At 39.6% G+C, this 11,838-nt stretch carries 10 protein-coding genes; 7 read left to right on the top strand and 3 right to left on the bottom strand.

The features are described from left to right. A partial coding sequence (locus tag KO534_RS23000) for a thioredoxin family protein (RefSeq protein WP_215933803.1) occupies positions 1–467 on the top strand: 467 nt, incomplete at its 5' end. Between the two features lie 133 nt (positions 468–600). Then, positions 601–1,317 carry a M23 family metallopeptidase gene (locus KO534_RS22995; RefSeq protein WP_215933814.1) on the top strand — a complete coding sequence of 239 codons (717 nt, stop codon included), beginning with the start codon at positions 601–603 and terminating at the stop codon, positions 1,315–1,317. A gap of 23 nt (positions 1,318–1,340) precedes the next feature. On the opposite strand, the gene KO534_RS22990 is transcribed toward KO534_RS22995, so the two are convergent. The 3 genes from KO534_RS22990 to KO534_RS22980 all read right to left on the bottom strand — a co-directional run bounded on the left by KO534_RS22990 (position 1,341) and on the right by KO534_RS22980 (position 7,278). Further along, positions 1,341–5,864 (bottom strand): EAL domain-containing protein, encoded by a 4,524-nt coding sequence (locus tag KO534_RS22990; protein WP_215933801.1) that lies wholly within the window; start codon positions 5,862–5,864, stop codon positions 1,341–1,343. 168 nt (positions 5,865–6,032) lie between these two features. Continuing rightward, positions 6,033–6,662 (bottom strand): uracil phosphoribosyltransferase, encoded by a 630-nt coding sequence (upp, locus tag KO534_RS22985; RefSeq protein WP_215933798.1) that lies wholly within the window; start codon positions 6,660–6,662, stop codon positions 6,033–6,035. Between the two features lies 1 nt (position 6,663). Beyond that, positions 6,664–7,278 carry an ACP phosphodiesterase gene (locus KO534_RS22980; protein ID WP_215933796.1) on the bottom strand — a complete coding sequence of 205 codons (615 nt, stop codon included), beginning with the start codon at positions 7,276–7,278 and terminating at the stop codon, positions 6,664–6,666. 253 nt (positions 7,279–7,531) lie between these two features. Here KO534_RS22980 and aroQ point away from each other — a divergent pair, with 253 nt between their 5' ends. The 5 genes from aroQ to KO534_RS22955 all read left to right on the top strand — a co-directional run bounded on the left by aroQ (position 7,532) and on the right by KO534_RS22955 (position 11,649). Then, entirely contained in the window at positions 7,532–7,966 is a 435-nt protein-coding gene (gene aroQ, locus KO534_RS22975; protein ID WP_215933793.1) for a type II 3-dehydroquinate dehydratase, read from the top strand. Between the two features lie 47 nt (positions 7,967–8,013). Then, a complete protein-coding gene (accB, locus tag KO534_RS22970) occupies positions 8,014–8,472 on the top strand; it encodes an acetyl-CoA carboxylase biotin carboxyl carrier protein (protein ID WP_215933790.1) in 459 nt (152 codons plus the stop codon). A gap of 13 nt (positions 8,473–8,485) precedes the next feature. Beyond that, on the top strand, positions 8,486–9,835 hold the full coding sequence (accC, locus tag KO534_RS22965) for an acetyl-CoA carboxylase biotin carboxylase subunit (RefSeq protein WP_215933787.1): 1,350 nt from the start codon (positions 8,486–8,488) through the stop codon (positions 9,833–9,835). A 118-nt stretch (positions 9,836–9,953) separates the two neighbouring features. Beyond that, positions 9,954–10,832: a 50S ribosomal protein L11 methyltransferase gene (prmA, locus tag KO534_RS22960; RefSeq protein WP_215933785.1), complete on the top strand. Its 879-nt coding sequence runs from the start codon at positions 9,954–9,956 to the stop codon at positions 10,830–10,832. A 52-nt stretch (positions 10,833–10,884) separates the two neighbouring features. Next, entirely contained in the window at positions 10,885–11,649 is a 765-nt protein-coding gene (locus tag KO534_RS22955) for a 3-keto-disaccharide hydrolase (protein ID WP_215933783.1), read from the top strand. The last annotated feature ends 189 nt before the right edge of the window (positions 11,650–11,838 follow it).

Genomic DNA, 11,838 nt, shown 5'->3' with positions numbered 1-11,838 from the left:
TTCTTGGTCTGTTTATTTCCGCTGGTTATGGATATCAAACCATCAACTCCATGGGGTATGGCAACGGTGCGGTTCAATCTACGAGTCAGTCAGTTGCCCATCCTACATTTGTAAAAGTCAGTAACCTTGAAGAGTTTAATCAGGCGTTAGCCGATGCTAATGCTCAAGGTAAATCGGTGATGTTATACCTTTATGCAGATTGGTGTGTGGCCTGTAAGGAATTTGAAAAATATACTTTTTCGGATAATCAGGTTATTGCGGCTCTAAGCGGTTCAGTTTTAATGCAAATTGATTTAACTGACAACACTGCTGAAAATATTGATTTTCAAGAACACTTTTCGGTGTTGGGTTTACCTACCATTTTGTTTTTTGACTTCCAAGGACAAGAAATTAGTACAGCTAGAGTCACAGGTTTTATGCGTGCAGAACCATTTGCTCAGCATGTAAATAGTCTTTTCGCAAAATAGTTTGATTCTAGGTGTCACTGTGAACCGCTGTTTAACTTTTGGTTGGGCGATTTACTTGGGCGCTATTGTTATATCTTGTATGTTGTTTAGTGGTAGTGGTTTTGCGTCGTCTGCGGAATCAGCTAATTACTGCATGGATGACTGGGCTTGTGTTGAAAAAGTGGAACATAACAAAGAGGTCAGTTATTGGCTATTCAATAAAAAGCCCTTTGTGGTGACAGTTACCTTGGATGTGAAGTCGAGTAACTTAAAGTCGTCTAACACTAACCAAAATCACTATACAATCAATCAAGTACTTCAAGGGCATCAAAGAGTTAAAGTCCTTGAATTACTGCCCATCAATCAAGCCCAAGATATTTGGTATAACGAGTCTTTCTATTGGACTCCTGGTAATATGTTGGCATTGCATCAAGCGGATATTGCTTATGGTTTACCATATGCGAAAGATGAGTATTTTCGAATAGTACAAGGCTTTGGTGGTGGATATAGCCATCAAGGTGCTTCGAAGTATGCAGTAGATTTCGCCATGCCTATTGGTACACCCATACATGCTGCAAGAGCAGGCGTAGTGATTGATTTGGTCGCACATAATTCATTAGGTGGTGCCAATCGAGATTACGCCCAATATGCCAACTATGTGGTGATTTTGCATGATGACGATACTACAGGTGAATATTATCACCTGAAACAAAACGGTGTTGCGGTAACTTTAGGTGAGCGTATTGCGGCAGGCCAAAAAATTGCTTATTCAGGTAACACAGGTTTTTCTTCGTTGCCTCATCTACACTTTGCTGTTTACCGTGCTAGACCTTTTGGCAAGTATCAGTCGCTTCCTTTTGAGTTTGAATAACAATTCCAGTGCGCCAATGGGATTTATAACACTTCCCAAATTTTTTCTAATAGGGCTGGAATTTCGGCAGCTGGGACAGGTTTAGAAAAGTAATAACCCTGCAAGTGCTGACATTTATTCGTTTTAAAAAATTCAACCTGACTGGGCGTTTCAATCCCTTCTGCTACGCAGCTCATATTGAGTTGCTCGGCCATACTCAAGGTAGTGAGAATAATGGCCTCATTATTCTGATTTTTGCCTATATCCTCTACAAAACTCTTGTCTACTTTTATGATGTTTATTGGGAATTCTTTCAAATATTTAAGAGAAGAAAAGCCTGTACCAAAATCATCTAGTGCAATTAAAAATCCTCTCTGTTGTATTTGTGTCATGTAGGTGAGAGCTTTGTCATAATCACGCATTAATGCACTTTCTGTAATTTCAAAACGTATCGCATGGACCGGAATCATATGCTGTTCTAGAAGTAGCATAATTCGATCTATTGAAGCTTGGTTGTCGAAATGTTTAGCCGATAGGTTGACCGAAAGGTAACCATTAAAGCCTTTCTTGCGCATTTCTTTGAGTGTAGGCATAGCTCGCTCAAATGCATCTAGTGTCATGTGCTCTATCAAACCTAGCTCTTCTGAAACAGGAATGAACTCACTCGGTGGTATCATTCCTTTGTGAGTTGGCCAGCGCATTAAAATTTCAAAACCTTCAATTTTTTTGGTTTGCGTATCTAAAATGGGTTGATAGTAATTCACAAATTTTTTGGCTTGGTGCGCTTTCTTAAGCTGATTTTCTAATTTCAACCTACCTTTGACCAATTCATCCATTTGAGCGGTGAAAAATTGAAAATTACTTCTACCTTGTTCTTTAGCATGATACATGGCGATATCAGCATTTTTGAGCAGATCCTCGGCATTTAAACCATCGCCAGGATACATGGCAATGCCAATACTTGAAGACACACTCACGGTTTGTGTGCTCAAGGTCACGGGAATATCAATTAAATCACTAATTTCAGTGACTAAAACGCTAATCGCCTCTGCAGAAATGACATCTTCAATCATTATTACAAATTCATCACCTCCTAAGCGCGCGACTGTATCTTCTTTGCGTAATTTACTTTCTAATCGTTTAGCTATGTTAATTAGTAATTCATCACCGGCCTTGTGACCTAGACTATCGTTGACCTGTTTGAATTTATCTAAATCAACAAAAAATACAGCCATAGATTTGCCATGCCTTTTGGCATGTTCTAAGCCTCTATCAATTCTGTCTAGTAGTAACGCCCTATTAGGTAAACCTGTAAGAGAATCAAAATTAGCCAGGGTCAAAAGCTTTGATTCTGCAGCTTTTTGTTCAGTGATATCAGAAATGATCACTACAAAATTTTCTACCCTATTTTTTTCTATCAAGCTGGCGACAGCGTGCACATGAACCATAATGTCGCGAATATCGCCATTGGGTAATATTACCTTGTCTTCTTCGTGCCAATTTTGGCCTGCCTCAATAGTAAATATTTTCTCCCAAAACTTAACCGTATTAGTGGTTTGTAATTTGAGTAAGCTATTCAATTCGCTAGTAGCATCTGCATCATCTCGAATGCCAAAAAATTTCTTAAAGGCTTCGTTTAACGCTATAGGGTAATATCTATGGTTAAATACTATTACCCAATTTAAAGTATGTTTAAATGCCTCGCCGAATAACCTTAGGTTTTCTTGATCTGATACTGTTTCAGTAATATTAGTGTACGTGCCTGTTATTAGAAGGGGTCTACCGTTCTCGTCGGTTTCGACAACTTTGCCTACATCACGAAACCATAACCAGTGCTTTCCTTTAGTTAACATCTTGTAGCTAATATCCAATTTTGAGTCTTTATCTGCTAAAAAACTCTGCCACGCAGTGCTGTAACGAACTTTATCTCTATTGTGGATGAGCGACAGATGTTCTTGAAAGCTAATGACTTTTTTACTCGAAAGTTCTTCACCCATTCTAGAGATTAAAAATGCATCTCGTTTGGTTTGAAACTCCCAAATACCGCTATTGCTGGCATTTAGAGCGAGTGTTAGTTTATCTTTAGTTTGAATCGCTTCCTGATGGGCCCTTGCCAATCGTAAATTATGGGCGCGGCGGAAAAACAATAGACTTAACAATACAATTACACCAACTACTGTATAAAGCGAATACGCAATAGGCGATGCCCAAAGAGCATGATTGACCTTGATGTTAATTATTGCGGGTTTAGATTTGGAGCCATCTTCCGAGCTAAATGCCAACACCGAAAATACATATCTCCCTGGATCCAGTTTGGGAAACATCACTTCAGAATTTGTAGTAATAGGATAGACAATGTTGTCTGCACCATTGAGTTGATATTGATATCTAGTGCTATTTTGATTATGAAACTCAAGGGTTGAGAAATGAATAGAAAGTCCAACATCTTCATGGGTAAGTTCAATACTTTGTCCGTCTAAATCTGAGAATGGTAATTCCAAAATATCTGAAACCAGTATTAGATTAGTGATGGTCACCTTTATTTCACTATTGCTATCTAAATCTACTTTAAGAGGGTCAAAAAAGAGCAGACCTTTTGGTGAGCCGTACACCATACGTCCATCCAAAAGCGTGATACTGGTCTCCGAATTGAATTCACTGGTGGCGAGCCCTTGTTGATGGTCGAATTTTTGTATGTGATGGTTTTGAGTGGAAAATTTAATTAATCCAGAATTAGAACCCAACCAAATATTGCCATTTGAATCCTGCTGCATATCGAAAATTGAATTATCCGGCAGTAAATTTTCTTTATTGTAGAAAAACTTTTGTTCATAAGTAGTCGCATCTAAGCCCACTAAGCCGTAGCCCGGATAGGTGATCCACATGATATTATTGGCATCGACTAAAACATCATTGGGATAAATTTCTGATTTTAATTGTTGCAACGGTGTTTCGTGGATTAGCGCAACCTGGGTGGTGGTGTTATCGAATTCCCACAACTGACCGTAGGCACTGATGAGTGTTGTGTTTGGCTTAACGCCTTCAATAAAACCGACTGAATTGAGAACGTCAATCGAGACAGACAACTGCTCGATATTATGAACTTTGCCTGTGTCTGGTGAATAACGCGAAAACCCTGCTCTAGACATCAATAGCAGTTCGTCCTTAGCAGTAGAAATGATATCCCAAATATCTGATTTCAATATTGCATCATCCTCAGCACTGCTTACTTTCAGCGGTACGGGTTTACCTAGTTTGCTATCAAACTGTAGAATTCCATCGGCGGTATTTAGCCATAATTTATTGTCTAAACCTGCTTCAATATTATTGATTGAGGAGGACGAATATTGTGCTTTTTCATCACCCGATACTAAAAAGCTCTGAGTGCTGTTATCAAAAAGGTTGTATAAATTAAGGCCATTTCGAGTGCCTACCCACAAAGCGCTCTCATCTTGCTGGTGAATACTCCAGACATTATTATGACTGAGGCGTTTTTCTTGTCTCCCCCCCTGAGCGTTATAAACACTTTTAAAATGTGTGGTTTTGGGAGACCAATAAATAGCGCCATCATCTTCTGAGCCGATCCAAAGGTTGTTATTGCTGTCTATGAGTAGATTTTTTAATACATCACTGGCGATATAATCTCTACTGTCGGTAGGTAAAAAGAGATGTGTTAAGTCCCCTTTCTCTGCTTGATAGCTGTAAAGCCCTTTATCCGTTGCTACATAAAACAAGTCGTCATTTACACTAGCAAATCCCCATATATTTCGAGTTTCCAAGTGTATTTTTGCTTCGAGAGCTGACTGGCTACCAAGTACAAATTCTCTCGCTTTAGAAAGTGAGATGCTAAATAAACCTTCTACTGTTCCTATCCATAACCGGTCTTTGTTGTCGGCATAAAGCATTTTGACGTTTTTGTTATCTGAAGTGGGCTCTAAGTCCTGCAGATGATTAATCAAAAGTGGCGTGTTATTACCTCTTACTAATGCGTACAAGCCATTTGATGAACCGATAAAGAGGACGTTTTGTGACAATAAATGAGCTCTTAAATAAGTTCCCTGATCAATCATGGCGTCGGACAACGAATACTCAATAGCTAACTTTTTAGACGTATACGAGTAGGAATAAATCCCCTCATCCAGTGAGAATAAAACCTCTCCTTTTTTCTCTTCACTGATGTGACTGGCGACTTGGGTTAATTTATTGTCGCGTCTTAGCCGTATATCAATAACTTGCCCAATGGTTTTAGTTTTTAAGTTAAATTGGTGAATACCGTTTATAGGATCGCTGACCCAAAGGTTTGATTTGGAGTCTTGGAACAAGTAATTGATCGGCGCATCGTTGAACTCATCGTTAGGACCGCTTATTTGTTGGTTTCGATAACCATCATAGCGGTTTAAGCCTTGTTCCGTGCCTAGCCATAAAAATCCTTCATTATCTAACATTAGCGAGTTGATGGTATTTTGAGACAAACCATTTTCAGTCGATAAACGAGAAAACGTCGGATCTTGAATTAATGGGGCACTTTTACCACTGAATGAAATGAGAAGTAAAAACAGATTAACCAAAAGATAATACTTCTTTGCCATAAAATAGTGACAGTTTATCGATTTACTTAGATACATATATTTACATTCAAAAAATTAACGCCTCGGCCTTACATACTGCGGTGCTTTTTATTCCTAAAGACATCCTTGGTTTTAAATTCACATCGCCAATATTGCTTGTAGTCATTGTTATCGGGTACCAAATATTTTATCACCAGCGTCGCCCAATCCTGGCAAAATATAACCTTGTTCGTTGAGTTTCTCGTCTACTGATGCGGTATATATTTCAACGTCAGGATGTGCACTTTTCACGGCGGCTAAACCTTCAGGGGCCGCAACTAAAAATAACCCCATAATATGTTTGCAACCTTTTTGTTTGAGTAAATCAATGGTTGCGATAAGAGTACCACCTGTCGCCAACATGGGATCGACAATTAGTGCCGTGCGCTTGGGTACATCTTTGACTACTTTATCGAAATAAGCGACTGGTTGCAGGGTGGTTTCATCACGATACAAGCCGACTACACTGATCTTTGCATTGGGTATTAATCTTAATACTCCATCCAACATACCTAAGCCAGCACGCAAAATTGGTACTATTGTTATTTTCTTTCCTTTGATTTTTTTTGTCTTGATTTTTTGACCATCCCAAGCTGTGATTTCCACACTTTCGGTTTCTAACTCCCTAGTAGCTTCATAAGTCAATAGGTTACCTACTTCGCTGGCTAATTCCCGAAAGTCTTTGCTACTGATCCCTTGTTTGCGCATTATACCAATTTTGTGTTGAATTAACGGGTGATGAATTTCGTGTACAGCCATATTAGATTTCTCGTATTGATAGTGAAGGAACATAGGACTGAATAAATTGAACCCCATGATCAAGGCATTCAGGATAGAACTGTTGAAAGCTAGACTCAAGTAAATCACTATTTTTGAGTACAAAATCCTTAGCACGTTCAGCAAATACTATTTTATTTTTCAATCGATTTTCGATGCTCAAAAACCCATGGAAACAAGTCTCAATATGCATATATTGGTGTAACCATCGGTGACTTTTTAAGCGCTGGGCTTGTTTATTAAAGTGCGGATTGTCAGTTAGAGAAAATTGTTCCAGTTGGTTATAAAATTGAGAGAATACCTTTTTAAAATGAATATCTGAATAATCATCCCAAGTTTGCATCAGTAAGTAATCAAAATAGATATCAATGATAACTCCGGCCATCCTTCGAATATCTGCAGGAAAGTTTTGCCGTAATTTAACTATTAAGGGGTGGGAATCAGTGAATACGTCTATACATCTATGTAATCTAATACCTTTTTCAATTTCTGTCGGTAAATCTTGCAGTTGACTGCCTTTGACAAAGTCACCAAGAAAGTTACCCAATAAACTTGTTTGGGTGTGACAACCAATATGAATATGCGCAATATAGTTCAAATTTAAAAAGGCTCTTTGTTTAGTCGCTTAATTAGTAACCTAATAGGTCCAGGTGAAAACATAATATTCGCTAACTTTGCAGCAATCTTCGCTGATAAGACCAGTATTTTGCTGCTAATTTCTATTTGCTCTCTATAATGGTCTGATAATTTAGGTTATTGTGTGTTTATTGCACGAGAAATGATTTTTAATTGAGGAGTTTCCCATTGAAGTCAACTCACAAAAACCTTGTTTTAATTAAAATGGTAAATCAGTGAAAGTATTAGTCATCAATGGTCCAAATCTAAACATGCTAGGTAAACGTGAGCCTGCTACCTATGGCTCGCAAAATCTTCAACAAATTGTTAGCAAACTGAATGATTATGCCGCTTCAATTGACCTGAGTTTAACTCATTTTCAATCAAATGCAGAGCATGAGTTGATTGACACCATTCATAGTGCTTTTGAAAAAATAGACTTTATAGTCATCAATCCAGGCGCTTTTACTCATACTAGTGTTGCCTTAAGAGACGCGCTGTTAAGCGTGTCTATTCCTTTTATCGAGGTGCACCTTTCCAATGTACACGCTAGAGAAGCGTTTAGGCAGCATTCCTATTTATCTGATATTGCCCATGGGGTGATTTGTGGATTAGGCGCACAAGGATACGAATTCGCTTTATTAGCGGCTAAACAATATTTAACAAAATAGACATCAGCAAAATTGGCTTGTTGATTAACTGACTTAGAGAGAAAAAAATGGACATACGTAAAATAAAAAAATTGATAGAGCTGGTAGAAGAATCTGGCATATCTGAATTAGAAATTACTGAAGGTGAAGAGTCAGTGCGTATTCACCGTGGTGTTGCTACAAATCAAGTGGCAGCAGCGACACAGTTCGTACCACAGCCGCAATTGGCGCCTGTAGCTCCGGTAGTTCAAGCAGCGCCTGCTGCTGCTCCTGAAGCAGCTCCAGTCGTCAGTGGTCATGCTATGTGTTCGCCAATGGTGGGTACCTTTTATCGTTCCTCATCACCAGGTGCCAAAGCCTTTGTTGAAGTGGGTCAAAAAGTGAATGTTGGCGACACGCTGTGTATCATCGAAGCAATGAAAATGATGAACCAAATTGAGTCAGACAAGGCCGGTATCGTTAAACAAATCTTAGTTGAAAATCAAGAACCAGTAGAATTCGACCAACCTATGTTTGTGATTGAATAAAAGGTTAATGACAATGTTAAAGAAAGTCCTTATTGCGAATCGCGGCGAAATCGCTTTGCGTATTTTGCGTGCCTGTAAAGAGCTAGGCATTAAGACTGTTGCAGTGCATTCTACTGCCGACGAGTCTCTCAAACATGTGTTGTTAGCTGATGAAACCATTTGCATCGGCAAAGCGTCAGCCACAGAGAGTTACCTCAATATCCCTCGCATTATTGCCGCAGCTGAAGTCACTGATGCCGATGCCATTCACCCGGGATATGGTTTTTTAGCAGAAAATGCAGATTTTGCAGAAGCCGTTGAAAAAAGTGGTTTTACATTTATTGGCCCCACAGCTGATACCATTAATTTAATGGGCGACAAAGTCTCAGCGATTAAATCTATGAAAAAAGCCGGAGTGCCTTGTGTGCCGGGTTCTGACGGGCCATTAGGTGAAAATGAAGCACGAAATAAAGAGCTTGCTCGAGGCATAGGTTATCCCATTATAGTTAAAGCTGCTGGAGGTGGAGGTGGTCGTGGTATGCGTGTGGTCCGTAGTGAAGAAGAGCTTATTTCTTCTATTGCAATGACTAAAAGCGAAGCCGGCGCCGCATTTAATAATGATGTTGTTTACATGGAAAAGTTTCTTGAAAACCCTCGCCATGTGGAAATACAGGTCTTGGCTGATGGGCAAGGTAGTGCAATTCATTTAGGTGAACGAGATTGTTCTATGCAACGCCGTCACCAAAAAGTAGTCGAGGAAGCCCCTGCGCCGGGCATTACGCCAGAAATGCGAGCCGCAATTGGTGCCAGATGTTGCCAAGCCTGTATCGATATCAACTATCGTGGTGCCGGTACCTTTGAATTTTTGTTTGAAAACGGCGAATTCTATTTCATCGAAATGAATACGCGTATTCAGGTTGAGCACCCAGTATCGGAAATGATTACCGGGGTTGATTTAATCAAGGAGCAATTACGAGTCGCTGCAGGGCAAAAATTAGCGATTACCCAAGACCAAATTCAAGTGAAAGGTCATGCTATTGAATGTCGTATTAATGCTGAAGATTCGAAAACATTCATTCCAAGCCCAGGCAAAATTACCAAGTTTCATTCGCCAGGTGGCTTAGGAGTAAGATGGGACTCCCATATTTACACCGATTACATAGTGCCGCCTTACTACGACTCTATGATTGGTAAATTGATCACCTATGGCGAAACCAGAGAAGTGGCTATTTCTCGGATGCAACATGCTTTGGATGAGTTAGTCATTGGTGGAATCAAAACCAATGTTGATTTACAAAAAAGTATCATGGCTGATGACAGCTTTGCCGCTGGTGGTGCCAATATTCACTATTTAGAGAAAAAACTAGGGATGGGTGGCCACTAACCCGACCTAACCAAATAGTCATAATCAAAAAGAGCGTTTATCGCTCTTTTTTTTGCCTATATTTAGGGACCTGTGACTGATGTTATACTACTGAAAATTTTTGTTATTGAGTTTATTAATGCCTTGGATCCAACTTAAAATTAATAGCCAAGCTGAACATGCCGAACAAATCGGCGAGATGTTATCGGCTAATGGTGCGCAAGCTGTGACGTTTGTAGATGCCAAAGACACCCCTATGTATGAACCGAAACCTGGTGAAGTGATGTTGTGGCCAGACACACAAATAGTGGGTTTGTATGATGCGCAGTACGACATGACTCGTGTTATCAATCAATTAAGTAAATCTAAGTTACTAGGAAAAAACTTTAACCATAAACTGGATCAGTTAGAAGACAAAGACTGGGAAAGGGAGTGGATGGTTAATTTCCACCCGATGCAGTTCGGTAAACGTCTATGGATATGCCCGAGTTGGCGAGATGTGCCCGATCCAAGTGCGGTAAATGTAATGCTCGACCCGGGGCTGGCTTTTGGTACTGGCACTCATCCTACAACAAGTTTATGTTTACGGTGGTTAGATGCATTGGAATTGAGTCAATCTACTGTTGTCGATTTTGGATGTGGTTCGGGAATTTTGGGGATCGCAGCACTTAAGCTAGGTGCAAAACGAGTTGTAGGTATTGATATTGATCCGCAGGCTTTGTTGGCTAGCCAAGATAACGCTAACCGCAACGATGTTGGTGAAAAAATTGAATTATATTTGCCAGAAAACCAACCTAACCTAGAAGCTGACGTGGTGCTTGCTAATATTCTAGCCGGGCCTATTAGAGAATTGAAACAGGTTATCTCAGGTTATTGTAAGCCTGGTGGTAAATTGGTGCTGTCTGGTATTTTAGATAATCAAGCAGAAGAAATTAAAGATTTGTATAGTGACAGTTTCGATATGCAAAGTATCGCCGTTGAAGGCGAATGGGCAAGGGTCTCTGGGGTCAAGAAATAGATAGCGGCGAAGTAGACGGGTTAATTCATAATAATTTTGAAAGGACAAAAAAATGCGTAATCAATCTAAAGTAGGGGTACTTTTTGGCAGTTTGATTGTTTCACTAGCCATCAGCGCGACTGAAATGGAGCCTTGGCAGAAAGCTGAGGTAACAGAGGTTTGGGAACCAACACCAGAAGTTGTCACTTTTGATGAGAAAGGCTTACCCTCAGATGCCATAGTATTGTTTGATGGCAATTCACTCAATTTGTGGCAAAGCGCCAAAGAAGGTGAAGCAACCTGGTTGCTTAAAGACGGTATTATGACAGTGTCACCGGGTGCTGGTGATATAACAACCAAGCAAAAATTTTGTGATGTGCAACTACATGTTGAATGGAGAATGCCTACAAAAATAACCAATGAAAAAGCCGAGTTGTTAGAAGGGCAAGCTCGAAACAATAGTGGTGTTTTTTTGCAACAACGCTATGAAATTCAAATCCTTGATTCCTATAATAATAAAACCTACGCCAACGGTCAGGCTGGCGCAATATACAAACAACATATTCCACTAGTGAATGCCACTAAGGCGCCAGGAGAATGGCAAAGTTATGACATTATTTACACCGCCCCGGTGTTTGATAGTGCTGGAAAATTAAAATCCAAAGCGAAAATGACCGCCTTGCATAATGGAGTGTTAGTTCAAAATAATGCGGAAATACAAGGCGTAACGGCCTGGATGGGTGCGCCAGTTTATAATGCTCATGGTTGTGATTCAATTCGCTTACAGGACCATGGTAATCCAGTAAGCTTTCGTAATATTTGGTTGAGAAAATTGTAAACCCTATTACAGAAAGTAGTAATCACCAAAGTCTAAAGTTGTTCGCAGAATCCAACTTATTGGTCAAAGAAGCTAACCTACTAGTCAAAAATAGAAAAGTGATCGAACTACTTCTAGTTTGTCACTTTTAACTGCGCTGAGTAGGTTATTACCATTTAAATTTGCGTATGCTTAATTGCAAAAATAACC

This window comes from Paraglaciecola arctica (assembly GCF_018861065.1).
Taxonomy (GTDB): domain Bacteria; phylum Pseudomonadota; class Gammaproteobacteria; order Enterobacterales; family Alteromonadaceae; genus Paraglaciecola; species Paraglaciecola arctica_B.
The sequence above is the reverse complement of the archived record's forward strand: the minus strand, read 5'-3'. Positions and strand labels throughout refer to the sequence as shown.

Coding starts and splice junctions, on each gene's coding strand:
- accB (WP_215933790.1), top strand. CDS start 8,014: ATGGACATACGTAAAATAAAAAAATTGATAGAGCTGGTAGAAGAATCT.
- accC (WP_215933787.1), top strand. CDS start 8,486: ATGTTAAAGAAAGTCCTTATTGCGAATCGCGGCGAAATCGCTTTGCGT.
- KO534_RS22995 (WP_215933814.1), top strand. CDS start 601: ATGGATGACTGGGCTTGTGTTGAAAAAGTGGAACATAACAAAGAGGTC.
- upp (WP_215933798.1), bottom strand. CDS start 6,662: ATGGCTGTACACGAAATTCATCACCCGTTAATTCAACACAAAATTGGT.
- KO534_RS22955 (WP_215933783.1), top strand. CDS start 10,885: ATGCGTAATCAATCTAAAGTAGGGGTACTTTTTGGCAGTTTGATTGTT.
- prmA (WP_215933785.1), top strand. CDS start 9,954: ATGCCTTGGATCCAACTTAAAATTAATAGCCAAGCTGAACATGCCGAA.